This is a genomic window from Rhizobium aethiopicum, assembly GCF_014197535.1.
Lineage (GTDB): Bacteria > Pseudomonadota > Alphaproteobacteria > Rhizobiales > Rhizobiaceae > Rhizobium > Rhizobium aethiopicum_A.
In genome coordinates this window covers 143,567-167,589 of the sequence record NZ_JACIFV010000005.1, presented here as the reverse complement: position 1 = coordinate 167,589, position 24,023 = coordinate 143,567, and the positions used below count along the sequence as shown (strand labels likewise).

Sequence of the window (24,023 nt, the reverse complement as noted above, 5' to 3'; positions counted from 1 at the left end):
GATACTCTCCTTCACGCTGAGATACGGTCGAAAGCTGGCTTGGCGGGCAGGTCGGAAAGAGCCCTGACGAGCTCGCCGGCACGTGCGGCACCGGTATGACTGCTCATCACCAGCTTTCTCGCTGCGGCGGCGGCCGCCAGACGGTCGCTGTCGGGAAGTTCCGTCAGCAGCGCCGCGACATCCTCCGGCGCGCGCGCAATGAACAAAGCCTCGCCGTCCGGCAGCAGCTCATCGAGACCCTGCCAGAAGTCGCTGATAATAGGCGCCCCGCAGGCGGCAGCCTCGAACAGCCGCACGCTGGGAGACCAGCCGGCGGCAATCATATCGCTGCGGGTCACGTTCAGCGTGAAGCGCTGCCGGCTATAAAAGCCTGCATGATCGGCAGGCGGCAGATGCTCGATACGTTCGACATTGGCCGGCCATTCGATTTCGGCCGGATATTGCGGCCCGGCGACAACGAAGCGCATCGACGGCAGGCGGCGTGCCGGCTCCAAGAGAAGGCTCTCCAGTGTCGGCTGGCGGTCAGGACTATAAGTTCCGAGATAACCGAGATCCCAACAGGTGGATTCGCCGGTATTGGCATAGCGGCCCTCGTCGACCGAACAATAGAGCGCGATGGCTCTGCGCGCGCCATATCTCTGTTCGAGCCGCGTTAACACCCTTCCTCCGGAGAAGGAGAAATAGGTGTCAAACAGGGGAACCTGCCGCAGCGCCAGATATTCCTCATCGCCGCGATCGAGCTTGGCGAGGGTGACCGGCGTGTCGATGTCATAGAGGCAGAGGCGTTTCAGCTCCAACGCCTCGAGCCTGTCGATGAGCAGCACGCCATCGGGAACGTAGGATCCGACGATGACGGCATCGGCCTTGCCGAGCCTTTCACCGTGACGCTCGATCATTGCGCCGATATCGGAATAATAGGCGAGCTCGCAGAAGTCAGGTGAAGGCAGATCCCGATGGCAGGCATACCACGGCACGTCCCGCTCCAGGAACAAGAGCCGATGGCCGTCCTGCCGAAGACCCTTGATCAGGGCGCGATAGGTCGTGGCGTGACCGTTCCCCCAGGAAGAGGAAAGGGAAAGCCCGAGGAAGACGATGTCGAGCGATCTCGTCATTCGGCCGCCTCCCGCGCGCCAAGACGGGCGCGAAAAATCTCGTCTGCCGTTTCGGCGCGATTGACATAGGTATGTTCGGCCAGAACGCGCCGGCGCGCCCTTTCTCCAATTTCCCGTGCGGACTGGTGGGACAAGCCGCTGAGCAAGGCAGCCACGTCCTGTCCGTCGCGCGCGACCAGGATCTCCTCGCCGGACTTCAAAAAGACATCTATGCCTTCCCAGTAGTCGGTAATGAGGCAAGCCCCGGCGCCGGCCGCCTCGAAGACCCGCGTCGCCGGGGAAAAACCATTCTCCGCCATACTGGCACGCGATATGTTGAGGACCGCCATCGGCGTCACGTTGAAGGCGTTGTGATCGCGCGTCGGGACATGGCCGATATAGCGGACGTTTGAAGGGATCGGCTTGTCCTGCCAGCCGGACCCGCCAAGCAGGAATGTCCGGTTCGGCAGACGCGACGCCGGTTCCAGGAAGAAATGCTCGACCCTCGTCTCGCGATCCGGCAGACGGTTGCCAAGGAAACCGAGGTCGGCGGCGAAGCGGTAGTTCTGCGGCACCGGATGATGCGTTTGCGGGTCCAGCGCATTGTAGATCGGCACGCATTCGGCCGCTCCGACGGAACGGTATGCGTTCACGACGGGGTCGCCGCCGCCATAGGTCAGCACGAGATCAAGCCCGGCGAGCGCACGGCGCAATGGATGATCGGGGTTGGCCCTGAGTTCGGCGAGCGTCGCCGGCGCATCGACATCCCAGAAGATTTTCAACGCGTGCGGGCGTGCGTGACGCAGCACCTCTTCCAGCAATCGATCGTCCTCGAAGCCGACACCGCTTGCCTTGACGACGATATCAGCCTCGGCCGCCTCGCTTGTCACGGCCTTGAGGGCATCGATCGTCCCCTCGTAGACCACGACCCTGCACCAGTCCGGCGGATCCATGTCGCGGTTCTTCTGCCGGTCATAGACGTCGGGTTCGTAGAAAGTGATCTCGTAACCCTTTTCCGCCAGCGCCCGCAGCAGGCCGCGATAATAGGTAGCGGCGCCGTTCCAATAGGCGGAGACGAGACTGGAACCGTAAAAAGCGATCTTCATTCGGCAGCCTCCCTGGATTGCAGGTTTGCAGTGACCCTGTGCGTGCCACAGCGCGCCAGGATGGCCAAAAGCTCGTCGACGCGGTGGCGGCAGGTGTGACGGGTCTTGATTGTTTCAAGCCCGGCGGCGGCAAGGCTCGCAGCCAGATCGGTGTCGGAGAGGACATCGCGCAGTCTTTTCTTCATCTCCTCGCAATCACCGGCGACCAAATAGTCGCTGCCGGTGTCGAAGAGATGTTCGACGTCGTTCCAGGGCGCCGAGATCAGGGGTATTCCGCAGGCGAGCGCCTCGAAGACGCGGATGGTCGGAATACCCGGCAGATGTTCGACATAGGGCCGCCGCGGAATGTGAATCGTTGCTTTGTGATGGGCGAAGGCCGCGGGAACATCGGCATTGGCGATCCAGCCGCCATAGGCGACGCCAGCCTTGCGAAGCTCGTCCAATGCATGGTCGGGATAGCGCACGCCGCGAACGACGGTGTCGAGCTTCAGGTCTTTCGCGGGACGGATAAGGAATTCGCCGATTTCGGCGGACCTTTCATCGTCGCCCCAGTTGCCGATCCAGATCAGGTCTCCGGTTTTCTCGATATCCGGCAGCGCCCGAAAGAGGGCGTCGTCCGCCGCCTCGTGCCAGGTAAATACCGATTTTCCCCAGCCGGCTCTGAGATAACGTTCACGCAGTGTCTGTCCGAAGGCCAGCACGCCATCGTAGTCGTCAAGCGCCAGTCCTGCGATGTCGCCCTGGGCGGAAACGGCCCGATGGTGCGTATCGTGGAAAAGCAGGGTGAAGATCGCGCCATCGCGCCGGATGCGGCCGAGCCTCTCGATCAATTGCGGTTCCGTCCACTCGTGGACGATGACGACATCGGCATCGCCAAGCGCTGCTTCGTGGTCGAATCTTTCGCTGTAGATCTGCGAACGGTGCTGCGGAAATGCCTGGTGAAATGCCTCGACTGCGGCCGGCCCCTGGTCCCTCACCAGATTGACCCGGCTCCAGGCATCCTGCGGCTCCAGCGCCAGCGTGTCATGGCCGCGCCGCTGGAGATCGCGCATGACGCCGCGAAGAAAATGAGCATTGCCGTGATTCCAGTCGGAGACCAGCGAATGGGTGTAGAAAACGAACTTCATGATCACTCCGCCGCTGTTGAAAAATCGCGGGCGGACATGCCGGAATAGATCGAGCACATCGCCTCTGCCTGAGCCTCGACGCTGAAGCCGGCGGACCTGGCACGCGCTTTTCGTCCGAACGCAGCGCGCAGCTGCGGATCGTCGGCAAGCGTATTGAAAGCATTGGCGAAGATCTCGGGACGATGCGGATCGGCAAAAAGAGCGGCTCCGTCCCATATCTCGCGATAGGTGGGGATATCAGAAAGCACCAAGGCCGCGCCCGCCCGCGCCGCCTCGAGAGCGGCAAGACCGAACGGCTCATAGAGGGACGGCGAGGCCACGATGGCCGCCTGCAGCGTCAAGGCGCTCATCCGCTGATGCGAAAGCTCGCCTCGGTAATCGGCATGGCGAAATCGCATGGTCTGGCCGTTCGGGCCGGTGGTCGCGCCGGCCGCCGCCACCGTCCATCGCGTCATAGCTGCAGCCTTATCCAACACGGCGCCGTTTTTGCCGTCGTCCCACCAGCGCCCGGCGGCAAGAACAAAGTCCTGCTTGGGCTCGTCGGAAGCCTCAAGGGCGCTGGCGTTGTGAACGACCTGCAGATTTCCGATGGTTCCATAGGCCGCTTCCATCGCTCTCGCATGGCTGCGGCTTGGCGCGATCACGGCGTCCGCACATGCAAAGCCCTCCTGGTTCAGCCTGTACTGCCATTGCCAGTCCTTTGGCACTTCACTTCCGCGGACGGCGGCAAACCAAGTGACGACACAGGAATGGCAAACCACGGCAATCGGCAGGTTTGTTTCCATGCCCGCCGCCTGCGACGGCAGATTGAGATGCAGAAGATCGGCCTGTTCGCGGCGCGCGAGATCGGCGATCAGCCGCGGAACTTCGGCAACTGCCTCTTCATTCTCGACCGTCCAGTCGAGCGGCGCATCCAGCCAGACGAGCTTGCCGACCCGGCCGGCCTCGGCGACCTTGTCGTCTGCCGGGAAAGACCCCAGCCCCGCAAAGACAACCTCGATATTATTCGATTTCAGGGCTGCGCCCAAGTCCATGGCGTAGCGCCAGACGCCGCCGATGGCGTCAACCGTCATCAGCACGCGGCGGTGCCCCTTGCTTCGTCCATGTTCGCTCATGCCGATGCCTTCCGCTTTTCCCTGCGGACCTGCCGGCCGCCGAAACGATGGGCGATCAGCCATTCGGCGAGGTGCCGCAAACCATGACGCCATCCGATTCCGGCTTGCCAGCCGGTTTCCCGTTCAAGCTTCGTCGTGTCGGCCACGAAATAGAGTTGATCGCCGGCGCGCCATGGGCCAAAACTGGTTTCGAGAGGACGGCCCGCAAGCTCTTCGATCTCGCGCAACACCGCGAGGACGCTGACGGCGTTACGCGGCCCGCCGCCGAGGTTGAAGGCTCTGCCGCTGACCCGCTCAATATTGGAAAGCAGCAGCCGATAGGCAGCGACGGCATCATCGACATGGAGAATATCGCGAACCTGTTTGCCGTCGCCGTAGATGGAAATGGGTTCGCCGCCGAGCGCACGGATCAGGAAATGCGCCACCCAGCCCTGGTCCTCGGTGCCGAACTGGCGCGGTCCATAAATGCAGCTCATCCGCAGGACGGCGGCAGGGATGCCGTAGGATTTCGCGTAGTCGAGGATATACTGGTCGGCCACGCCCTTCGAACATCCGTAAGGCGTGCAGAAATCGAGGGGCCGGTCCTCGCCGATCCCTTGCGTCCTGATGGTCTCGTCTTCGGGAAGATAACGATCATCGAGTTCGATCATGCCGAGATCGTCGAGAGCGCCATAGACCTTATTGGTGCTGGCGAAGATGACCGGAGCCCGTTTGCCTGCCCTGCGAACCGATTCCAGCACATTGAGCGTGCCGCGCGCGTTCGTTTCGAAATCCTCCAGCGGGTCGACGAGACTGGTGGTCACCGCCGTCTGCGCAGCATAGTGGAACACTGCCTTGGCATCCCTGAAGGCTGCTTCGATGCCTAGCAGGTCGCGAACGTCGGCGAGGACCGGATGCACCCGCCCGCCATGCCGCTCTTTCAGCCAGGAGAGATTCTGATCGACCCCCGACCGTGCCAGATTGTCGAGAATGATGACGTCCTCGCCGTCGCTGAGCAGGCGGTCGGCGAGATTGCAGCCGACAAACCCGCTGCCGCCGGTGACGACGATCGGCGCGGCGCCGGAGGCGACATTGGGAGCGGCAAGGGCCGCGACCTCCTCCAGCCTCTTGACGCCTCCTTCCGTGAGAAGGCGGGCAAGCAGCTTCGGTTTATTGTCGTGACCGACAGCACCCAGATGATAATGCCTGGGATCGAACCACAGGCCTTCCTGAACCGGAACATCCGGCGGCACATCGCGCCATGAATACCAGTACATGCGATCGGCCGGCACGTTCAGCGCCCTGATAAAGCGCCGCGCCTGTTCGATCTCGTCATTGCGCCAGGTCGAGTAGCCGGTTTCGGTGATCCATATTTCTGCATCGGCATTATAACGATCGATAATCCCACGCATCTCTCCGAGATGCATGTCCCAGCCGCCCCAGCTTGCCTCCTCACTGTCCCAGGTTCCAGGGAAGCCGTGGAAGCCGACTGCGTCGACGACGCCGAGTACGCCGCGCGTGCCCATCAGATTGAGCCAATAGGGATCGAAGGGGCACGGGCCGCCAAGCACAGGTTTGTAGCCCCTCTGCTTCGCCCAGTAGGCGGCGCTCCCGACCATTTCGCAGAAAAGCAGGAAGTCGCTGTCGTGGCGCCAGTCCCAGTCAAGCAGGTTGTTCGGCTCGTTCCAGAGCTCGATATGACTGATATAGCGGCCATAGCGCGTCAGGATGTGATCGACGAAATCGGCATAGGATTTGAGATCGACCGGCGGGCCCGAAGACCTGCCCGTCCGGGACAGAGAGGGCGGCGTATAATGTATGCACGGCAGAAGATCGATTTCGCTGCCGATACGCGGGATCAGCCAATCGAACCATTGCTGGCCGCCAGGGGCCAGATATTCGGCCCAGGAAAGATGCGTACGGAGATAACTGGCGCCGCTTTCCAGAATATCCGGCAACGCGGCTTCAGCCCGCTCATATTCTCCGGGCCGGAACCATTCGACGAAACCGAACCGCCTCGTCTCCTGGTGATCGGATGCTCGAGCACCGGCCTTGTTCATGAAACCAGCCCCCGCTCTTCCAGTTGCCGCTTCATTTCGGCGCCACGGTCGACCGCCCCCGTCTGCCGCACCCATTCGGCGAAGGGAGCGAGGGTATTTTCGAGACGATATTTCGGTTCGAAGCCGAGCAGTTCGCGCGCCTTGGAAATGTCGGCGAAGCAATTGCGGATGTCTCCCGAACGCGCCTTGTTCATGATGTCCGGGCCAATCTCGGGCACGCCCATGGCATCGGCGAGAAGCGTCGCGACATCGGCGATCGAATAGGCCTGGCCGCTGCCGATATTGATCACGTGGCCGGCTGCCGCGGGTTTTTCGAGCGCCAGGCGAAAGGCTGTCGCCACATCGCGGACATGGACGAAATCGCGCCGCTGCCTGCCGTCCTCGAAGATCATCGGCGGCTGGCCGTTGGCGAGGCGCGAACCGAAATTGGCGAGCACGCCGGTGTAAGGATTGGAAAGCGCCTGGCCAGCACCGAACACGTTGAAGAGACGCAGCGCGACGGCATCCAGGCCGTAGGCTTCACCGAAAATCAGAACCTGCCTCTCCTGGGCGTATTTCGTCAAAGCGTAAATGGACGCAAGATCGACCGGTTTCTCCTCATCGGTGGCGACCGGAGTCAGCGGCTGGTTGTCCCGATCAAGCGGATCCCACTGGCCCTGCTTGACATGCTGCATGCGTCGCCTGACATAGCCGAGCCGCTTTCCATCCCCAGTCCGATAGAGCCCTTCTCCATAGACACTCATCGATGAGGCGACGACGATCGTCTTGACGGGAAGGCCGATCATGGCTTCGAGGAGCACCGCCGTGCCGAGGTCGTTGCAGCCGACATAGCGGGCAATTTCGTACATCGACTGTCCGACGCCTACTTCGGCAGCGAGATGGATGACGCCGTTCACACCGGCAAGCGCCGCCCGCACGGCGTCCTTGTCTCTGACGTCGCCTTGAATAATCTCGGCTCCATCAGGCACGCTGACTTCGGCATCGCCATGCACCTGGTCGATCAGCGCATCGAGGATGCGCACCTCATAGCCGTTGTTCAGAAGTTCTTCAGCAACGTGGCGACCAATGAAGCCGCACCCGCCAGTTATCAAAATCGTCATTATGAGATCCGTCCGGTTGAATAATTTGCTTCGGAGATAGGCGCCGAACCGAACGCGGATGGAAAAGTTCCTGCTTCAATGACATCTTTCCTGCTTCAATGACATCTTTATTGACTTCATCATCAATGACTTCTTTGAGCTCTACCGGAACTCTTCAGGAGGCCTATTGTTCTAGGGGTGCCACATGGAGGACATCTCATGGACATTGCGGCGACACAGAAGGCCGGGCTCATGCGGGCTGCCATCGTCACCGGCCCCGGACATATCTCGGTGGAGACCCGCCCCCTGCCCGAACCTGGTCCGGGCCAGGTCAGGGTTAAACTGGAAGGATGCGGCGTCTGCGCCTCGAACCTCACGCCCTGGGCCGGACCGGACTGGATGACGTTCCCCACCGAGGCAGGTGGGCTAGGCCACGAGGGCTGGGGTATTGTCGACGCCATTGGCGCCGATGTCACGGGGATTCAGATCGGAGAGCGGGTTGCTGCTCTTTCCTATCATGCCTACGCCACGCACGACATTGCCGAAGCCTCCATGGTCGCATCACTGCCGAAAGAATTGGATGGCAAGCCCTTTCCGGGCGAACCGCTCGGCTGCGCCATGAACATCTTCGGCCGCAGCAACATCGAGCGCGGCCACACCGTCGCCATCATCGGCATCGGATTCTTGGGCGCCCTCCTCACCCGCCTTGCCGCGGCAGCCGGCGCAAGGGTGATCGCCATCTCGCGCCGGCCCTATTCCCTTGAGGTGGCGAGAGAGATGGGAGCGGCCGAGACCATTCCGATGGACGATCATTGGCGCATCATCGAGCGCGTCAAAGCACTTACGGGCGGAAAATTCTGCGACTGCGTCATCGAAGCCGTCGGCAAACAATGGCCGCTCGACCTGGCGGGCGAGCTTACGAAGGAACGGGGGCGACTGATCATCGCCGGTTATCACCAGGACGGGCCTCGTCAAATCAACATGCAGCTTTGGAACTGGCGCGGGCTCGACGTCATCAACGCTCATGAGCGCGAGCCGGCCGTCTATATCAAAGGCATTCGCGACGCCATAGAAGCCGTGCGCCAGGGCCGCATCGATCCGCAGCCGCTCTACACGCATATCTATCCGCTGGAGAGGCTGGACGACGCCCTCAACACGACGCGCGACCGGCCGGACGGTTTTCTCAAGGCTTTGGTGCAATATTCATGAATGTGTTGATTTCCGAGGGTAATGCGGCGACCGCCAAACGGCTGAAGCTCGGCTTTCTCGGCGTAGGGTGGATCGGCCGGCATCGAATGAAAGCGATCCTCGAGAGCGGCGTGGCCAAAGCCGTCGCTATCGCCGATCCTTCCGCAGACATGGCGCGGGAGGCCGCGGCACTGGCCCCCGATGCCATGATCGTTTCCGATCTGGACGCGTTGCTTGACCTGGAGCTCGACGGAATCGTCATTGCGACGCCGAGCGCCGCACATGCCGAACAGTCCATCCGCGCCCTCGGGGCAGGCTTTGCCGTCTTCTGCCAGAAGCCGCTTGGCCGAACGGCATCCGAGGTCGGGGCTGTTGTCGATGCTTCCAGAACCGCCGACAGGCTGCTTGGCGTCGATCTTTCCTATCGACACACGCAAGGCATGCAGCAGATCCGGCAGCTCATCCGTTCGAATGCTCTTGGAAAGATCTTTGCCGCCGATCTGACCTTTCATAACGCCTTTGGCCCTGACAAGCCCTGGTTCTATGACAAGCACCAGTCCGGCGGCGGCTGTGTCATCGATCTCGGGGTCCACCTCGTCGATCTGGCCTTATGGTGCCTCGATTTTCCTTCCGTCACCAACGTCACGAGCGGCTTGAGAGCGGGCGGGAAACGGCTTGAAAACAAAGGTCAGGTCGAGGATTTTGCGGCCGCAACGCTGACGCTTGCCGGCGGCGAAATCATCCGACTGACATGCTCCTGGCGCCTCAACGCCGGCTGTGACGCCGAGATCGGCGCCGATTTCTTCGGAACCGAGGGAGGCGCCTCCTTCAGGAATGTCGATGGCTCATTCTACGATTTTACGGCCGTCAGGATGTCCGGCACTTCGAGAGAAACTCTGGCCATCCCTCCCGACGACTGGGGCGGACGGGCTGCCGTAGATTGGGCAAGAAAGCTCGCCGGAGGCCAGCGCTACGATCCCGCGTCCGAGAATTTCATCGCGGTCGCGGAAGCGATCGACGGCATCTATGGCGCCGGCATGTGATCGATCAGGAGCCCTTGATGAGCCCGTAGAGAACAATTGTCGCATAAAGGGTGAATGCGACAACGGCGACCGTCCCGACCAGGATCAGGGCTATTCTGCCGGCATTGAGCCTGGTGCGCTTGCCTACGGAAGAGGACGACGGCCGCTGAACAGGATCTCTATCCCCCTCGCTCATCGTGTCTGCTCCGTCGTCGCCGCAGGTGATGTCTTGTCCGGTTCGCCGGGATGCCTCATCCATGTGAATGCGAGTGCGACAAGGCAGGCGATCAGGAATATGGTGACGACGAATATCATCATGCGCCGCGGCGGTTTGGAGTTATCGTGGCTCATTCCTGAAGGGTTGAGGCCGCCTTTCCTCACCTCGCTCATGGCGAACCCCTTTGCGGAAGCTCGGTCTCTTCATCGAGCTTCTCCTTGAGTTCGTCGAGCCGATCGCGCAGCAGCGATGCTTTCATACGCCTTGCTTCCACATCCGGCACCTCAACCATCCGGCCGCTATCGTCGGGAATGCCGGGGCCGCTTTCAGCAATGGTCTCGTTTCTGGGCCTGTCGTTGGTGCCGGTAGATATTTTCGCTCGCTTGTCCATGACATCCTCCGTTCAGATCTCGGGAACGTTTCTGCGATGCTTGTTATGGTCCAAACGACGCGCCGGTAGCGAAGTTCCGGATGATTCGAGAGCTTTCGTCGGCCCCTGTCATTACCGCAGCTTCATCGCCCGGACGGGCGCGGCGGAACATAGAAGCCATCCAGGTGTTGCTTTTCGTATCAATGCTGGGATCGACGATGACCGCTCGAAGTGCCGAAAGAGACAAAAGCAACAATACGCTCATGAAAGTGAAGGCGGTTCCGGAACTCATCGATCCAGACGCCGAGCCGTTCGTGACCCAGGCCGTGCGAGAACTGGTCGGATCGCAGATCCCGTTTCTAGTCGCCGGCACCTATGCTGTCTGCGCCTATACGGGCATTTCGCGCCAGACGAAGGACTTCGACATATTTTGCAAAGCGGGCGACTACGCGCGCATCCTCGGCCACTTCAAGGCAAAGGGTTACACGGTCGAAGTCGAAGACGAGCGCTGGCTCGGAAAGGTCTTCAAGGGCAACCATTTCTTCGACGTCATCTTTGCCTCCTCCAACGGAACGATGCCGGTCGGCGACGACTGGTTCGAGGATGCGCGCAGGGTCAAGATGTGCGGCCACACGGTCAGGATCGTCAGCCCGACCGAACTGGTCTGGTCGAAGTGCTTTGTCCAGTTGCGCCACCGTTATGACGGCGCCGATATTGCGCACGTCATCTTGAAGGCACATGATTCCATCGATTGGCGCAAATTGCTGGCTTATCTGGAAGTCCACTGGGAAGTCCTTCTCATCCATCTCCTCAATTTCAGGTGGATCTACCCGACCGAGCGAGACAAGATTCCGCAGTGGCTGCTGGAAGAGCTGCTGGACCGGCTCAAGGCGCAGCAGGAGCTGCCGCTGCCGCAAATGAAAATATGCCGCGGCCGCATGTATTCCCGCGTGGATTTCGAAATCGACGTGAGGGAGTGGGGTTTTGCCGATGTCGGCGGCGAAGGTGAACTGCGAGGAGATTAGGAGAACCTGATGGATGATCAGCGAAAGAGCGTGAGAATTGCGGCGGTTGCCGATCTTCATATGACCGAAGATGGTGCGAAGTCCTACAAGGATCTGTTCGCGGAGATCTCCTCCGTGGCCGACGTTCTCGTCATCGCCGGCGACCTCACCGATCTCGGCAAGCCCAAGGAGGCCGAGCTGCTTGCGAGCGATCTGCGCCATTGCACGGTGCCGACCGTCGCCGTCCTCGGCAACCATGATCACGAGAGCGGCCAGGTCGATGACGTCTGCCGGGTCCTGACCGATGCCGGCGTGAAACTGCTCAACGGCCAGGCGGCCGAAGTCGCCGGCGTCGGTTTCGTCGGCGTCAAGGGCTTTGCCGGCGGTTTCGGGCGGCACATGCTCGGCTCGTTCGGCGAGGCGGCGATCAAGGCGATGGTCGCCGAAAGCGTCGAGGAATCGATGCGCTTGGAAAACGCGATGCGCCAGGTCCGCTCCGATCGTTCCCTTGTTATCCTGCACTACGCGCCGATTGCCGAAACAGTGGTCGGCGAGCCCCTGGAAATCTATCCGTTTCTCGGCTCTTCACGGCTGGCCGAAACGATCGACCGATTCCGCGTCAATGCGGTCGTACACGGTCATGCCCACCGCGGATCCTATGAGGGCCGCACGCCGGGCGGCGCCCCCGTCTACAATGTCGCGGCCCATATCGAGAAACCCACCGGCAAGACTTACGCGTTGCTTGATCTCTGACCGGGCCGAGCGCCACGACTATTTGTTGGTGCGTCCACGATGGCGTGGATCCACACCGCCCTGCGGCGTCGTATCGTTGGCTGTATCGCCTTCGACGGTGTTTTCGGCCTGCATCATTTCGTCGTCCGGCGGCGAGACGATGCCACGCGAACGGCTGATGCCCAGGTCGTCCGAAAGGTCGATATCGCTAGGCTTGGTGGTCTTGGCATGTTTGGGGGAGGTCATGATTTTCTCCTTGAAACGTTGCGACCCTTCCGGAGTGAACTCACTGCGTAGCCCCTGGTTCCCCTGAAGCGACCCATGAACCCGTCACCATGAAAGCCCTGCATTGCCGGGAACATTTCTCCGAAGCTGAGGTTGAAGCGCCATTAGAGCGTTGCGCGTCCTTTCGGACGCTCAACGGCGCGCTAACACCTTGAATCTGCGCATCGGGCGAGAGGAACCACCCGTGAGAGCTCTGACGTGGCACGGCAAGCACGACATCCGCTGTGACAGCGTTCCCGATCCTCAGATCCAGGACGGGCGCGATGCCATCATCAAGGTCACGGCCTGTGCGATCTGCGGATCGGATCTGCATCTCTACGACGGCGTCATGCCGGAGATGCACAGCGGCGACGTCATGGGTCATGAGACGGTGGGCGAAGTGGTGGAAGTCGGAAAGGACAATGCCAAGCTGAAGGTCGGCGACCGCGTCGTCGTGCCCTTTACCATTTCCTGCGGCGAATGTTTCTTCTGCAAGCGCGGCTTCTATTCCGGCTGCGAGCGCTCCAATCCCGATCGAGCCAAGGTTACGAAACTCTGGGGCAATTCGCCGGCGGGCCTGTTCGGCTACTCGCATCTGCTCGGCGGCTATGCCGGCGGACAGGCGGAATATCTGCGCGTGCCCTATGCCAATATCGGGCCGGTCAAAGTGCCGGCAGGGCTTTCCGACGAGCAGGTGCTCTTCCTTTCCGATATTTTCCCGACCGGTTATATGGCAGCCGATTTCTGCAACATCCAGCCCGGCGATACGATCGCGATCTGGGGCTGCGGCCCGGTCGGCCAGATGGCAATACGCTCGGCCTTCCTGCTTGGCGCCCAACGGGTGATCGCCATCGATGCAGTGCCCGAGCGGATGGCGCTTGCTGAAGCGGCCGGCGCCGTCACCCTCGATTTCATGGACAAGGACGTCTACGACCAGATCATGGAATTGACCGATGGCCGCGGTGCGGATGCCTGCATCGACGCGGTGGGAACCGAAGCCGAGGCGGCTGCCAGCTGGGATTCGCGCCTCGATCGCATCAAGGTCGCCATGTTCATGGGAACCGACCGCCCGCATGTGCTGCGTCAGGCAATCCAATGCTGCCGCAACTTCGGCACGGTCTCTATCGTCGGCGTCTATGGCGGTTTTCTCGACAAGATCCCGATGGGTTCGGCAATCAATCGGGGCCTGACCTTCAAGATGGCGCAGACGCCGGTCCAGCGTTATCTGCCGATCCTGATGGAGCGTATTGAAAAGGGCGACATCGACCCGTCCTTCGTCATCACCCATCGCGGCACGCTGGAAGACGGTCCGACCCTCTACAAGACGTTCCGCGACAAGCAGGACGGATGCATCAAGGTCGTTCTCAAACCTTAAGGAGAAACATGATGGCTCCTGATGAACCAGGCAAAGGCCTGGCCGTCGTCACCGGCGCCTCCACCGGCATCGGATACGAACTGGCGAAGTGTGCGGCCCGTGACGGGTATGATCTCATCGTTGTCGCCGACGAGGAGCGGATCAGCCACGCAGCCGCAGATCTCAAGGCGTTCGGCACGTCGGTCGATGCTGTCGAGGCCGACCTTTCGACGCTTGAAGGCGTCGACCGGCTGACCGAGCGCATCACCGCCAGCGGCCGTTCGGTCGATCTCTTGATGGCCAATGCCGGCCGCGGCATTGGCGAAGGTTTCCTCGATCAGAATTTCAACGAGGCGCGCAAAGTCGTCGATACCAACATCACCGGAACGATCTATCTGATCCATCAGATCGGCAACCAGATGCGTAGCCGCGGCGCGGGTCGCATCCTGCTGACAGGCTCGATCGCCGGATTCATGCCGGGCTCCTACCAGGCCGTCTATAATGCCACCAAGGCCTTCATCAACAGCTTCTCCTTCGCCTTGCGCGAGGAGTTGAAGGAGTCCGGCGTCACCGTCAGCTGCCTCATGCCGGGAGCGACGGAAACCGAGTTCTTCAAACGCGCCGGCCTTCTGGATACGGCGATCGGTCAGTCGAAGAAGGACGACGCCGGCGAGGTCGCGCGCATCGGCTATGACGCGATGATGGACGGCGAAGGCGATGTTGTGAGCGGTTGGAAGAACAAGCTCCAGGCAGCGGTTGCCAATGTCACGCCGGCAAGCGTGCTCGCCTATCAGCATTCGAAAGTGGCAAAGCCCGGTTCGGGCACAAAATAGCGGACGCCGCCGTCATCACGGCAGCGAGCAGAAGGCAATGAGGTTGAGCGCTCAGTCGCGCTCGACGAATTTGTTGAAGCGGCTCGTCTTTCCGTCCTTGGTCTTGTCCTGGTAGAGAAAGGCGAGTTTGTTTTCGTCGAAGATCTTGAAGAATTCGTCCCAGTCGATCTCGTCGAATTCCTCTTCCTTTTCGCCGAAATCGATCCGGAGAACGCCGCCCTTGCCGCGGGTCCTGATAGCCGCCGGCCTGCCGGCTCTTTCCTCCGCCCACTTGCGGATTTTCTTGTGGTCCGTCGTTGTCTCAGAGCTGCTCATTAAAGCTTCCTTTCACATGATGTCCGAGTGCTTACAGGAGTGGTTGTCTTTGCTTCCAGTCGCGATACGGGGCGAGCAACCGGCCGGGATAGCGCCGTTCGATCTCGCTTTCAGTCAAAGCGATACGGGCAAGAATCTCCTCTGCTGCGCCGCCTTTGGCGGCCTCACTCGCTTTTTCCAGATCATTCATGATCACGAACAACTCGTCGTCCGTCATCGCCTCAAGGCGGGAGACGAAATCTTCGACCGGTTCGCTGGTAAGTGGTTTGGTGGACACTGGCGCCTCTTTGCTTGATGCCTGTCCAACTTCGCTTCTTATACTAAGTTCCATAGACAGACCGGGCAAAAGAGCGATCACCCCGCCTCCTGCTCTTCCCGATATAATCGCCAGGGAACCGTTGCTACGGTCAGACGAGGCCCGCCGAGCTTGACCAGTTTTGCCCTGAGCCGCCCTGCCCTGTTCATATGCAGCAACTTCTGCCACCACTTGTCTTTAACCGTTTCAGGGATGAGAACCGCCACCCGCCGTTCCGGACTATCGGCATCGAGCTTTTCGATCAGTCGCAGCAGCGGTTCATGCAGTTGCCGATAAGGTGCGGGGATGAACATGAGTCTGGGCGGCTTCAGTCCATGCGCGGCGATCGGTTCTTCCACCTCGACACGCCATTCCTCGCGAAGCGCGGTTTCACGTTCATCCAGCTCCGGTCCACCGAGACGGATCAAATGGACGGCGACCACATCAGGCGAGATCGTCAATGCAAACTTGATGGCGCGTTCGCTCAATCTGTTCCAAGTTTCAGTGACAACGATAACGGTCGGCGGCTCGACGTCTTCGACGGTGATCGGACCGGGTTTGCGCAACTCGCGCTGAAGCGATCGGTAGTAGTTTTTGATCGACTTCAGAATGGCGATCGTCAGCGGCACGGTAATCAACGTGATCCACGCGCCTTCCGCAAATTTTGCCGTCAGGATGATGACGAGCGCAACGCCGGTCGCTGCCGCACCGACGGCGTTCATCGTCAGTTTTGCCGCGTATCCCCTGGATCGACGGCGCCAATGTACAGTCATGCCTGCCTGAGAAATCGTGAACGTCAAGAATGCGCCGATTGCAAAGAGCGGGATCAGATGATCGGTGATCCCTCCGAAGACGATCAGAAGCAGTGCGGCGAAGCCGGAAAGAAAGAGGATGCCGACTGTAAATACCAGCCGGCGTCCCGGCTGAGCGAAGGCCTTGGGAAGATAACCGTCGGCGGCAACCATCTGGCAAAGACGTGGAAAGCCGACAAAGCTGGTATTGGCCGATAGGCAAAGAACGCTGAGAAGGCTTGCCATCGCGATATAGTAGAAAGCGCCATGGCCGGCGACGGCGGCGACCAGCTGCGACAACACGCTCTGGTATCCTTCCTTCGTCTGATCCATTGCGCCGATCTCGAAGACAGTGGCGATGGTTGCGATGCCGCCGAGCAACAACGTGAGAATAACGACGATAATCGTGAGGGTGATGTAGGCGTTGCGCATGACCGGTTGCCGAAACGAACCCATTCCGTTGGAAACGGCTTCAACCCCGGTCATCGCCGTGCAACCGCTGGCAAATGCATGCATGAGAATCCATATCGTCGCGCCTTGTGCTGCCAGACCGAGCGGAGGCGGCGGGACGACGGGTGCAGGTTTCTCCGCCAGAACGATCCCGGTTAACCCAAAACCGATGGCGCCCAGGAAGCAGATGATGAAGAGGTAGGTCGGCGATGCGAATAGCCAGCCGGCCTCTCCCGTTCCTCGCAAATTGGCCAGCATGACGAGGAGGACGATGCCAAGGCAGAGGGGCAGAATGTAGGGGTGAAGGCTCGGTACCGCCGAGACGAGTGCCCCAACCCCTGCAGAAACGCCGACAGCGACATTCAGGACGTAATCGATCATCAACGCCGCGGCGGCAAGCAGGCTCGGATATTCTCCGAGATTCTCCTTCGCCACCACATAGGCGCCGCCATTCGTCGGGTAAGCGGCGAGCGTCTGCCGGTAGGAGAAATAGAGAACCCCCAGCAGAGCAACGATACAGAAGATCACCGGGCCGATATAGACAACGCCAAGCGCGCCGAGTGGAATGAGGATGGTGAGCGCTGCCTCCGGCCCGTAGGATGATGAGCCGAGGCCATCCAGCCCCATGGCGGGCACGGCTTCTATCCAACCGATCTTCTTGTCTTCGTGCTCGCGATTGGCGAGACGCCGACCGAACAGGAGGGTGCTGAGGTTCAATTTCTATTCCGTATCCGGGGGCTGGGGCGATAACCAACAACCAGCGGCGGCTCGGGTTCCCGAAGCCAACGGCATGGACGGCCCCAGGCAGCTGACCGTCCCTCTGTCGCCGATCGCATCCGCTCAGAAAGTGCAAAACTCGCGAATTGTGCGGAACAATCGGCCTTGCGTGCAGTATTGTGCTCGACCATCTATGACGCGCGCCTGATATTAGCCGAGCTGACGGGCGCTGCGATCCGGTTGAACCCCGCAAGCCATGACCGCAAACGCGTGTAAGCCTAGCAAGGCCATGGCCGCATTGGCCGGGAACAACCACCTGCTTTCAGCTGTTCTCCCCGAGACTGGAGGTGACCCATGGATATGACCCGCATCCGAGACCACATGGTGGAACATCACGTCATGCGTCGCGGCATTCGCGATCGAGGCGTCACCAGGGCGATGCGGATGGTGCCGCGCGAAAAATTCGTCGATCCTGGTTTCGAGGAATTCGCCTATGAGGATGCGCCGTTATCGATCGGCGAGGGGCAAACAATTTCGCAGCCTTACATCGTCGCCCTGATGATCGAAAAAGCCGATCTGGACGCTGGCGACAAGGTTCTGGAGGTCGGAACCGGTTCCGGCTACGCCTCGGCCCTCATCAGCCGGATCGCAAGACACGTCTATTCCATTGAACGGCATGAAAGGCTGGCGGTTCAGGCTCGGGAGCGATTCGAGAAGCTCGGATACCGCAACATCGACGTCCGAGTGGGCGACGGCAGCAAGGGCTGGGCCAAAGCCGCTCCCTTCGATGCCATTATCGTTTCGGCGGGCGCACCCGAGGTGCCGGCCGCCTTGAAGGAGCAGCTGGATCTCGGAGGGCGGCTCGTCATCCCGGTCGGCCGAGATGACGAGCAGCGCCTGAAACGCATCACGCGCACCGGTGCAACTAGCTTCGAGGAGGAGGATCTCGGCGGCGTCTTCTTCGTGCCCCTGATCGGCGAGGATGCCTGGACTGCCGCACATCCGATGTACACCGCGGCAGCCCCGTCATCGCGCATGGAGGAAATGCCTTACAAACTCATCGCGGCTGTGGCGGAAGAATTTCCCGCGGTCGACGACCGGAGCTTTGCCGCCCTTTTCGATCGATTTGGCGAAAGCCGCATCGTTCTGCTGGGTGAATCCACCCATGGCACGGCCGAATTTTACGAGGCGCGCGCTGCCATCAGCCGTCACCTGATCGAACATCACGGGTTTAATATGGTGGCGGTCGAGGCGGATTGGCCGGATGCCGCGGCGGTCGACCGCTGGATAAACGGCCAGCCGTCGAAAGGCGATCCGCCGTTCAGCCGTTTTCCCAGGTGGATGTGGCGGAACCTGGAATTTTCGCGATTCCTCGGCTGGCTGAAGGGGGATAACGAGCGTCGCAAGGCTTTACACGCCGATCCGGTCCGGTTCTACGGCCTGGATCTCTACAACATGTCAGGATCGATCCGCTCCGTCCTCGACTATCTCGAAAATGTCAGCCCGGAAGCCGCCGAGATTGCCAGGGAACGCTACGGCTGCCTCAGCCCCTGGCAGAGCGATCCGGCGACTTATGGCCGGGCCGTGCTTACCGATGCCTATAGGTCATGCGAGGAGGCGGTGCTGAAGCAATGCACGGAGCTCCTGGCGCGATCCCTGGACGCCGCCGCCTCAGACGGTCATGACTTTCTGAACGCCGCCCAGTCGGCGCGGTTGCTTGCCGCAGCCGAGCGGTATTACCGGATCATGTATTACGGCGGTTCTCAAGCCTGGAATCTCCGCGACACCTACATGGCCGATACCATCGAGCACCTCCTCGACTTCCACGGTCCGACGGCAAAGATCATCATATGGGCGCACAACTCGCATATCGGCGATGCCCGCTATACCGATATGGCGACCGCCCGCGACGAGCTGAACCTTGGCCAGCTGTGCCGGCAGCGTTTCGATGGAATGACAAGCCTCATAGGACTGGGAACGCATTCCGGCGAGGTGATTGCGGCAGACGACTGGGATGGACAGGCCCAGAAGAAGCAAGTCAATCCGTCCCTGCCGCAAAGCTACGAGCGCCTCTGTCACGACTCCGAAAAGCCGCGATTTCTCCTCGACCTCGCGGCCGATAAGGAATTGCATGCAAGCCTCGTCGAACAGCGGCTTCAGCGCTTCATCGGGGTCATCTACCGGCCGGAAACCGAACGGCTGAGCCATTACATGTCGACATCGCTGTCGCGGCAATATGATGCATTTCTCTGGTTCGATAAAACCCGGGCGCTTTCACCGCTCACGGCACCGGAGTCCGGCACCTCGGATCCGGAAACTTTTCCCTTTGGGCTCTAAGACCCGGCCTCTGTCGAACGGACAGCGATCATCAACAACGCGATAAGGCGGGAACTCTGCGCCTGTCCGCAAGTTTGGCGATCATCAACCCAGGAGATCCTTATGAAACGCTTTGTTATCGCTTCGCTCGCCCTCTCGCTTGCTGTTCCGGCGTTCGCGCAATCAGCTGCCGAAAAAAGCGGGGTCAATTCCCTGATCGGTGTGCCGCCGAAAACGGAAGATTTCGTCAAGGAAGCAGGTACTAGCGACATGTTCGAAATCGCCTCCAGCAAGCTTGCGACCGAGCGTGGCGACGATGCGACGAAGGCCTTCGCGCAGCAGATGCTCACCGACCACCAGAAGACCAGCGAGGAACTCAAGGCGCTGGTTTCCGGCGGCAAGGTCAAGGCGGCGCTTCCGAGCGCCATGACGTCGGATCAGCAAAGCATGCTCGACAAGCTGAACGGCCTGCAAGGAGCCGATTTCAACAAGCAATATCACTCCGACCAGGAATCTGCCCATGAGGACGCGGTCGATCTCTTCAAGCGCTATGGCGACGAAGGAGACAATCCCGAACTGAAGGCATGGGCTGCAAGCACGCGCCCCGCTCTGGAACATCATCTGCAGATGGCCAAAGAGCTCAACAAGTAAGCGGCTAGACCGCATGATCAAGGTGATCATGAGGTCCGCCGGGAGGCAAGAATGATTGATGAGGAGACAAGAAGGATCCGTGCCTACCGGATTTGGGAAAGCGAGGGACGCCCGGAAGGTCAGGACCTCGCACATTGGTATCGAGCGGATGACGAAACGGTTGACCCGGCGCAAGATGGTCGGGAATACATCCGATATTCCCATGGCGCGGCGCCGGCAGGGTCGCTGATCATCAAACTTTATCGATCGGGCAACCAGATTCGGGGATATGTCCGCAAGGTCGCGGAAAGCGACCTGGACGACACGGTCTATCCCGGCGAGGAAATGGAGCCTGAGGCGGCATTCAAACTGGCAGAGTCCCATAGAGGCAACAGCACCAGCCCCGTCTTCGTCGAACTTGTCGAGGACGTCGAATGGGATCCCTCCTGGGGCCACCTCAGCTATTAAACCCACAGCTGAAGCAGACCGGGTCGCATCGATTGGCCGGCACTGAAACTGCGGCTTGACCCGGAGTAGATCGGCTTCCAGCGCATCCCACACGATCCCAGGAGAACAGCATCCATGGCGAAAACTGTCGGCGATTTTCTTGTGGCACGGCTTGGCGAATGGGGCGTGCGACGTCTGTTCGGCTATCCCGGCGACGGCATCAACGGCGTCTTCGGGGCGCTCCATCGCGCATCCGACAAGATGGAGTTCATCCAGGCGCGACACGAGGAAATGGCGGCTTTCATGGCAGCCGCCTATGCGAAGTTCTCAGGCGAACTCGGCGTCTGCATCGCAACCTCGGGACCTGGTGCCACCCATCTGATCACCGGTCTTTACGACGCTCGCATGGACCACCAGCCGGTTCTCGCCATTGTCGGCCAGCAGGCGCGCCGCGCGCTCGGTGGACATTACCAGCAGGAGCTCGACCTCGCCGCCCTCTTCAAGGACGTCGCGAGCGATTTCGTGCAGCAGGCTTCCGCTCCGGCGCAGGTGCGCCATCTGATCGACCGCGCGGTTCGCATCGCGCTCGCAAACCGGACGGTGACAGCGATCATTCTGCCGAACGATCTGCAGGAAATGCCCTACGAGGAGCCGGCGCGAAAGCATGGAACCGTGCATTCGGGGCCGGGTTACCGGCCGCCGCGGGTGTTTCCGCATGGAGACGATCTTCAGGCTGCGGCCGATATTCTGAACGCGGGAAAGAAAGTGGCGATCCTCGTCGGCGCCGGCGCGCTCAACGCCACGGACGAGGTCATTGCCGTTGCGGACCGCCTGCAGGCGGGCGCTGCCAAAGCCCTGCTCGGCAAGGCCGCGCTGCCGGATGACCTGCCATGGGTGACGGGTTCGATCGGCCTTCTCGGGACAGAACCCTCATGGAACCTCATGCGCGAGTGCGACACCCTGCTGATGATCGGCTCCGGTTTTCCCTATTCCGAATTCCTGCCGGAGGAGGGCCGGGCGCGCGGCGTGCAGATCGACATCAATCCCGACATGCTGTCGCTGCGCTATCCGATGGAGCTCAACCTGACCGGTGATGCGGCCGAAACGCTCAGGGCGCTGCTGCCTCTCTTGCGGGAAAATCCAGATCGCAGCTGGCGGCAAACGATCGAGAAAGACGTCACCTCCTGGTGGAAGACACTCGACGAGCGCGCCCACGTCGACGCCAATCCGGTCAATCCGCAGCGCGTCGTCAGTGAACTTTCACCGCGGCTGCCGGCCAACGCCGTCGTCACCAGCGATTCCGGCTCCTGCGCAAACTGGTATGCCCGGGACCTGAAGATGCGGCGCGGCATGAAGGCATCGCTTTCCGGCGGACTGGCCTCGATGGGCGCTGCCGTCCCTTACGCGATCGCCGCCAAATTCGCTCATTCCGATCGCCCCGTCGTCGGCTTGGTCGGCGACGGCGCCATGCAGATGAACAATCTCGCCGAGATGATCACCGTTGCCAAATACTGGAAGGACTGGGCCGATCCGACCTTCGTCATCTGCGTGTTCAACAACCAGGATCTAAACCAGGTGACGTGGGAGCAGCGGGTGATGGAGGGCGATCCGAAATTCGACGCGTCGCAATCCATCCCTGACATAGCCTATCATAAGTTCGCCGACCTCATCGGATTGCGCGGCATTTTCGTCGACCAGCCGGATAGGCTCGGCGCCGCATGGGAAGCAGCCCTGAGCGCCGGTTGCCCCGTCATCCTCGAGGTGAAGACCGACCCCGAAGTGCCGCCGTTGCCGCCGCACATCACCTTCGAGCAGATGCGGAATCTCACCTCGGCGCTGATGACGGGGGATCCGCATCAGGAGGGTGTCATTGCCGGTACTTTCCGCCAGCTCTTTGCCGGCATCCTGTCGCGACGATAATCTCATTACCGCTTCAGGCCCATGCTCAAATGATCAACACTTGAATTCCCAGCCGAGAGCGTCAATTAATTGTTGACATGTGTCAGCTGTAGACTTACATATTGACCATGATCAAGTCGTTCAGAAACAAGGCTCTGGCAGATCTCTTTGCGACCGGCAAAACAGCGAAGATCGATACCAAGCTGCAAAAGCGTATTCTGATCCGGCTCGACCGTTTGGAACAAGCCGAAAAGCCGGAGGACATGAACCTCCCCGGCTTCGACTTCCATGCCCTTAAAGGGCATAATCCCACCCGGTACACCGTTCATGTCAACGGCCCCTGGTGCATCACATTCGAATTCGACGGCAATGATGCCGCCCGCGTCGACTTCGAGCAATATCACTAAAGCGGCTCGGACTGGGGAATAACATCTGATGCCCGTATATGAAACGACGAGGCCGACGACGCGCTGCCCTTCCCACCCTGGGGCATTGCTCGATGACATCATCCCGGCAACGGGAAAGACCAAGGTGGAAATCGCTAACCTGCTGGGTATCTCGCGTCAGCACCTCTATGATATCCTGAACGAGAAGAAGCCCGTATCGCCCAATGTCGCTGCCCGTCTTGGGAAGCTGTTTGGCGATGGCCCCGCAATATGGCTGCGCATGCAGGCTGCCTATGACGCCTGGCATGCCGAACGGGAAGTCGACGTCTCCGGCATCCCGACAATCCGGGCGGCATGACCAAGTTCAGCGGCTCGGCGACGAGGTTCAAAAGGACAGGTCGAGCACCCTGCCCTCGAACAGACGGTCCCGGGAACCTTCGAGATGCGCCTTCATCAGCCGTTGTGCATCATCAGCCCGGCCATCGGCGATCGCCTTGTAGATGGCGTTATGCTCCTCATAGACCTGTTCCAGCCCCTGGCGAGGGCCGAGCAGGGAAAGACCATGAAGGTGCATGCCGACGGCGATATGGGCTTTCAGCGCATCGATCGAGGCGGTGTAATAATGGTTGTTGGCAGCCTCCGTCACCGCGCGATGAAAGATGAAATCGGCGTCTGTGCGGTGCAGCTGATGGCTGGTCGCTTCGCGCAGATCGGCAAGGGCGCTGGCGATCTTCTGGATCGCCTGCTCATTGCGGCGCTTGGCGGCGAAATAGGCCGCGGCCGGTTCGATGGTCAGACGGAATTCGTAGCAGCGCTGAATATCGGCGATAGTCTTGACCGGCGAATAGGCAAGCTGCGTCGTCGGCGATCCATGCGCGCTGACGAAGGTGCCGGCCCCCTGTCGGGCATAGACCATGCCCTGATCGCGCAGGCGCGCCAGCGCATCGCGGACGATCGGCCGGGAAACACCCAGCATCGAGGCAAGTTCATGTTCGCCGGGAAGGCGTGAATCCGGTGGGTAGTTTCCGCCACGGATCCGCTCGAGCAGCTGGTCGAAGACACGATCGACCAGCTTGACGGCCTTGCCGCGTTCGGGCTTGCCCGGCAGGCCGGCTTCCGCGTTCAAAGATTCGCCATTCGCTTCAACCACGTCATTCTCCCCGACGGTATCTTACTAGAGCATGATGCCGAAAAGTGTGAGCGGTTTTCGGACGACATCATGCTCTCACTACAGAA

The 24,023-nt window shown here is 60.7% G+C and carries 27 protein-coding genes; 12 read left to right on the top strand and 15 right to left on the bottom strand.

The genetic code is table 11. The annotated features are described in order from the left end of the window. Positions 1–11 precede the first annotated feature (11 nt). Genes GGD53_RS09930 through GGD53_RS09905 form a run of 6 tightly spaced genes read right to left on the bottom strand, consistent with a single transcriptional unit; the run spans position 12 to position 7,578 of the window. On the bottom strand, positions 12–1,112 hold the full coding sequence (locus GGD53_RS09930) for a CgeB family protein (RefSeq protein WP_184455406.1): 1,101 nt from the start codon (positions 1,110–1,112) through the stop codon (positions 12–14). Next, positions 1,109–2,197 (bottom strand): CgeB family protein, encoded by a 1,089-nt coding sequence (locus tag GGD53_RS09925; RefSeq protein ID WP_184455404.1) that lies wholly within the window; start codon positions 2,195–2,197, stop codon positions 1,109–1,111. Before GGD53_RS09925 ends, GGD53_RS09930 begins: the two co-directional genes overlap by 4 nt. Next, positions 2,194–3,324: a CgeB family protein gene (locus GGD53_RS09920; protein ID WP_184455402.1), complete on the bottom strand. Its 1,131-nt coding sequence runs from the start codon at positions 3,322–3,324 to the stop codon at positions 2,194–2,196. The genes GGD53_RS09925 and GGD53_RS09920 overlap by 4 nt, the downstream gene beginning before the upstream one ends. A gap of 2 nt (positions 3,325–3,326) precedes the next feature. Then, positions 3,327–4,397 carry a glycosyltransferase family 4 protein gene (locus tag GGD53_RS09915; protein ID WP_184455692.1) on the bottom strand — a complete coding sequence of 357 codons (1,071 nt, stop codon included), beginning with the start codon at positions 4,395–4,397 and terminating at the stop codon, positions 3,327–3,329. Positions 4,398–4,435: 38 nt separating this feature from the next. Continuing rightward, a complete protein-coding gene (locus GGD53_RS09910; RefSeq protein ID WP_184455400.1) occupies positions 4,436–6,478 on the bottom strand; it encodes an NAD-dependent epimerase/dehydratase family protein in 2,043 nt (680 codons plus the stop codon). Then, positions 6,475–7,578 (bottom strand): NAD-dependent epimerase/dehydratase family protein, encoded by a 1,104-nt coding sequence (locus GGD53_RS09905; RefSeq protein ID WP_184455397.1) that lies wholly within the window; start codon positions 7,576–7,578, stop codon positions 6,475–6,477. Before GGD53_RS09905 ends, GGD53_RS09910 begins: the two co-directional genes overlap by 4 nt. A 198-nt stretch (positions 7,579–7,776) precedes the next feature. Here GGD53_RS09905 and GGD53_RS09900 point away from each other — a divergent pair, with 198 nt between their 5' ends. Both GGD53_RS09900 and GGD53_RS09895 read left to right on the top strand, forming a co-directional pair. After that, the gene (locus GGD53_RS09900; protein WP_184455395.1) at positions 7,777–8,766 is read left to right on the top strand and encodes an MDR/zinc-dependent alcohol dehydrogenase-like family protein; all 990 of its coding nucleotides are present in this window, start codon (positions 7,777–7,779) and stop codon (positions 8,764–8,766) included. Then, on the top strand, positions 8,763–9,788 hold the full coding sequence (locus GGD53_RS09895; RefSeq protein ID WP_184455394.1) for a Gfo/Idh/MocA family protein: 1,026 nt from the start codon (positions 8,763–8,765) through the stop codon (positions 9,786–9,788). Before GGD53_RS09900 ends, GGD53_RS09895 begins: the two co-directional genes overlap by 4 nt. Before the next feature lie 4 nt (positions 9,789–9,792). Here GGD53_RS09895 and GGD53_RS09890 read toward each other — a convergent pair whose 3' ends face one another. The 4 genes from GGD53_RS09890 to GGD53_RS31435 are packed head-to-tail and all read right to left on the bottom strand — an operon-like array spanning position 9,793 to position 10,619. Then, entirely contained in the window at positions 9,793–9,963 is a 171-nt protein-coding gene (locus GGD53_RS09890) for a hypothetical protein (RefSeq protein WP_166486940.1), read from the bottom strand. Further along, positions 9,960–10,157, bottom strand: coding sequence for a hypothetical protein (locus GGD53_RS09885; protein WP_184455392.1), 198 nt, complete (start codon positions 10,155–10,157; stop codon positions 9,960–9,962). The genes GGD53_RS09890 and GGD53_RS09885 overlap by 4 nt, the downstream gene beginning before the upstream one ends. Beyond that, positions 10,154–10,375 carry a hypothetical protein gene (locus GGD53_RS09880; RefSeq protein WP_184455390.1) on the bottom strand — a complete coding sequence of 74 codons (222 nt, stop codon included), beginning with the start codon at positions 10,373–10,375 and terminating at the stop codon, positions 10,154–10,156. Before GGD53_RS09880 ends, GGD53_RS09885 begins: the two co-directional genes overlap by 4 nt. A gap of 43 nt (positions 10,376–10,418) precedes the next feature. Further along, positions 10,419–10,619, bottom strand: coding sequence for a hypothetical protein (locus tag GGD53_RS31435; protein ID WP_210303162.1), 201 nt, complete (start codon positions 10,617–10,619; stop codon positions 10,419–10,421). On the opposite strand from GGD53_RS31435, the gene GGD53_RS09875 reads away from it, so the two are divergent. Together GGD53_RS09875 and GGD53_RS09870 are read left to right on the top strand one after the other, a co-directional pair. Continuing rightward, positions 10,618–11,379 (top strand): nucleotidyltransferase family protein, encoded by a 762-nt coding sequence (locus GGD53_RS09875; RefSeq protein WP_432443123.1) that lies wholly within the window; start codon positions 10,618–10,620, stop codon positions 11,377–11,379. The genes GGD53_RS31435 and GGD53_RS09875 overlap by 2 nt on opposite strands. 9 nt (positions 11,380–11,388) lie before the next feature. Beyond that, positions 11,389–12,111 (top strand): metallophosphoesterase family protein, encoded by a 723-nt coding sequence (locus tag GGD53_RS09870; RefSeq protein WP_184455385.1) that lies wholly within the window; start codon positions 11,389–11,391, stop codon positions 12,109–12,111. A gap of 18 nt (positions 12,112–12,129) precedes the next feature. On the opposite strand, the gene GGD53_RS09865 is transcribed toward GGD53_RS09870, so the two are convergent. Continuing rightward, on the bottom strand, positions 12,130–12,336 hold the full coding sequence (locus tag GGD53_RS09865) for a hypothetical protein (protein WP_184455383.1): 207 nt from the start codon (positions 12,334–12,336) through the stop codon (positions 12,130–12,132). Positions 12,337–12,559: 223 nt separating this feature from the next. Between GGD53_RS09865 and GGD53_RS09860 the strand changes: the two genes are divergently transcribed. After that, entirely contained in the window at positions 12,560–13,729 is a 1,170-nt protein-coding gene (locus GGD53_RS09860) for an alcohol dehydrogenase catalytic domain-containing protein (RefSeq protein ID WP_184455381.1), read from the top strand. Positions 13,730–13,740: 11 nt separating this feature from the next. Next, a complete protein-coding gene (locus tag GGD53_RS09855; protein ID WP_184455379.1) occupies positions 13,741–14,541 on the top strand; it encodes an SDR family NAD(P)-dependent oxidoreductase in 801 nt (266 codons plus the stop codon). 51 nt (positions 14,542–14,592) lie between these two features. Here the strand turns inward: GGD53_RS09855 and GGD53_RS09850 are convergent, their stop codons facing one another. From GGD53_RS09850 to GGD53_RS09840, 3 genes are all read right to left on the bottom strand, one after another. Further along, positions 14,593–14,856 (bottom strand): hypothetical protein, encoded by a 264-nt coding sequence (locus GGD53_RS09850; protein ID WP_184455377.1) that lies wholly within the window; start codon positions 14,854–14,856, stop codon positions 14,593–14,595. Between the two features lie 31 nt (positions 14,857–14,887). Further along, complete coding sequence (locus tag GGD53_RS09845) at positions 14,888–15,133, bottom strand: hypothetical protein (protein ID WP_184455375.1); 246 nt, start codon at positions 15,131–15,133, stop codon at positions 14,888–14,890. A 77-nt stretch (positions 15,134–15,210) separates the two neighbouring features. Then, positions 15,211–17,109 (bottom strand): APC family permease, encoded by a 1,899-nt coding sequence (locus GGD53_RS09840; protein WP_184455373.1) that lies wholly within the window; start codon positions 17,107–17,109, stop codon positions 15,211–15,213. A gap of 354 nt (positions 17,110–17,463) precedes the next feature. Here GGD53_RS09840 and GGD53_RS09835 point away from each other — a divergent pair, with 354 nt between their 5' ends. The 6 genes from GGD53_RS09835 (at position 17,464) to GGD53_RS09810 (ending at position 23,145) form a co-directional block, all read left to right on the top strand. Beyond that, on the top strand, positions 17,464–19,446 hold the full coding sequence (locus GGD53_RS09835; RefSeq protein WP_184455371.1) for a protein-L-isoaspartate(D-aspartate) O-methyltransferase: 1,983 nt from the start codon (positions 17,464–17,466) through the stop codon (positions 19,444–19,446). Positions 19,447–19,548: 102 nt separating this feature from the next. After that, on the top strand, positions 19,549–20,076 hold the full coding sequence (locus GGD53_RS09830) for a DUF4142 domain-containing protein (protein ID WP_184455369.1): 528 nt from the start codon (positions 19,549–19,551) through the stop codon (positions 20,074–20,076). A 51-nt stretch (positions 20,077–20,127) separates the two neighbouring features. Continuing rightward, the gene (locus GGD53_RS09825; RefSeq protein WP_184455367.1) at positions 20,128–20,523 is read left to right on the top strand and encodes a DUF2934 domain-containing protein; all 396 of its coding nucleotides are present in this window, start codon (positions 20,128–20,130) and stop codon (positions 20,521–20,523) included. Positions 20,524–20,637: 114 nt separating this feature from the next. After that, positions 20,638–22,422, top strand: coding sequence for a thiamine pyrophosphate-requiring protein (locus GGD53_RS09820; RefSeq protein ID WP_184455364.1), 1,785 nt, complete (start codon positions 20,638–20,640; stop codon positions 22,420–22,422). 107 nt (positions 22,423–22,529) lie between these two features. Next, on the top strand, positions 22,530–22,808 hold the full coding sequence (locus GGD53_RS09815) for a type II toxin-antitoxin system RelE/ParE family toxin (RefSeq protein WP_184455362.1): 279 nt from the start codon (positions 22,530–22,532) through the stop codon (positions 22,806–22,808). Between the two features lie 28 nt (positions 22,809–22,836). Then, a complete protein-coding gene (locus GGD53_RS09810) occupies positions 22,837–23,145 on the top strand; it encodes a HigA family addiction module antitoxin (RefSeq protein WP_184455360.1) in 309 nt (102 codons plus the stop codon). 27 nt (positions 23,146–23,172) lie between these two features. On the opposite strand, the gene GGD53_RS09805 is transcribed toward GGD53_RS09810, so the two are convergent. Then, positions 23,173–23,937: an FCD domain-containing protein gene (locus tag GGD53_RS09805; protein WP_184455358.1), complete on the bottom strand. Its 765-nt coding sequence runs from the start codon at positions 23,935–23,937 to the stop codon at positions 23,173–23,175. Positions 23,938–24,023 lie beyond the last annotated feature (86 nt).

Excerpts from the sequence above, each read along its gene's own strand:
- GGD53_RS09930 (WP_184455406.1), bottom strand. The coding sequence starts at position 1,112 with ATGACGAGATCGCTCGACATCGTCTTCCTCGGGCTTTCCCTTTCCTCT.
- GGD53_RS09925 (WP_184455404.1), bottom strand. The coding sequence starts at position 2,197 with ATGAAGATCGCTTTTTACGGTTCCAGTCTCGTCTCCGCCTATTGGAAC.
- GGD53_RS09920 (WP_184455402.1), bottom strand. The coding sequence starts at position 3,324 with ATGAAGTTCGTTTTCTACACCCATTCGCTGGTCTCCGACTGGAATCAC.
- GGD53_RS09915 (WP_184455692.1), bottom strand. The coding sequence starts at position 4,397 with ATGACGGTTGACGCCATCGGCGGCGTCTGGCGCTACGCCATGGACTTG.
- GGD53_RS09910 (WP_184455400.1), bottom strand. The coding sequence starts at position 6,478 with ATGAACAAGGCCGGTGCTCGAGCATCCGATCACCAGGAGACGAGGCGG.
- GGD53_RS09905 (WP_184455397.1), bottom strand. The coding sequence starts at position 7,578 with ATGACGATTTTGATAACTGGCGGGTGCGGCTTCATTGGTCGCCACGTT.
- GGD53_RS09900 (WP_184455395.1), top strand. The coding sequence starts at position 7,777 with ATGGACATTGCGGCGACACAGAAGGCCGGGCTCATGCGGGCTGCCATC.
- GGD53_RS09895 (WP_184455394.1), top strand. The coding sequence starts at position 8,763 with ATGAATGTGTTGATTTCCGAGGGTAATGCGGCGACCGCCAAACGGCTG.
- GGD53_RS09890 (WP_166486940.1), bottom strand. The coding sequence starts at position 9,963 with ATGAGCGAGGGGGATAGAGATCCTGTTCAGCGGCCGTCGTCCTCTTCC.
- GGD53_RS09885 (WP_184455392.1), bottom strand. The coding sequence starts at position 10,157 with ATGAGCGAGGTGAGGAAAGGCGGCCTCAACCCTTCAGGAATGAGCCAC.
- GGD53_RS09880 (WP_184455390.1), bottom strand. The coding sequence starts at position 10,375 with ATGGACAAGCGAGCGAAAATATCTACCGGCACCAACGACAGGCCCAGA.
- GGD53_RS09875 (WP_432443123.1), top strand. The coding sequence starts at position 10,618 with ATGAAAGTGAAGGCGGTTCCGGAACTCATCGATCCAGACGCCGAGCCG.
- GGD53_RS31435 (WP_210303162.1), bottom strand. The coding sequence starts at position 10,619 with ATGAGCGTATTGTTGCTTTTGTCTCTTTCGGCACTTCGAGCGGTCATC.
- GGD53_RS09870 (WP_184455385.1), top strand. The coding sequence starts at position 11,389 with ATGGATGATCAGCGAAAGAGCGTGAGAATTGCGGCGGTTGCCGATCTT.
- GGD53_RS09865 (WP_184455383.1), bottom strand. The coding sequence starts at position 12,336 with ATGACCTCCCCCAAACATGCCAAGACCACCAAGCCTAGCGATATCGAC.
- GGD53_RS09855 (WP_184455379.1), top strand. The coding sequence starts at position 13,741 with ATGGCTCCTGATGAACCAGGCAAAGGCCTGGCCGTCGTCACCGGCGCC.
- GGD53_RS09850 (WP_184455377.1), bottom strand. The coding sequence starts at position 14,856 with ATGAGCAGCTCTGAGACAACGACGGACCACAAGAAAATCCGCAAGTGG.
- GGD53_RS09835 (WP_184455371.1), top strand. The coding sequence starts at position 17,464 with ATGGATATGACCCGCATCCGAGACCACATGGTGGAACATCACGTCATG.
- GGD53_RS09830 (WP_184455369.1), top strand. The coding sequence starts at position 19,549 with ATGAAACGCTTTGTTATCGCTTCGCTCGCCCTCTCGCTTGCTGTTCCG.
- GGD53_RS09825 (WP_184455367.1), top strand. The coding sequence starts at position 20,128 with ATGATTGATGAGGAGACAAGAAGGATCCGTGCCTACCGGATTTGGGAA.
- GGD53_RS09820 (WP_184455364.1), top strand. The coding sequence starts at position 20,638 with ATGGCGAAAACTGTCGGCGATTTTCTTGTGGCACGGCTTGGCGAATGG.
- GGD53_RS09815 (WP_184455362.1), top strand. The coding sequence starts at position 22,530 with ATGATCAAGTCGTTCAGAAACAAGGCTCTGGCAGATCTCTTTGCGACC.
- GGD53_RS09810 (WP_184455360.1), top strand. The coding sequence starts at position 22,837 with ATGCCCGTATATGAAACGACGAGGCCGACGACGCGCTGCCCTTCCCAC.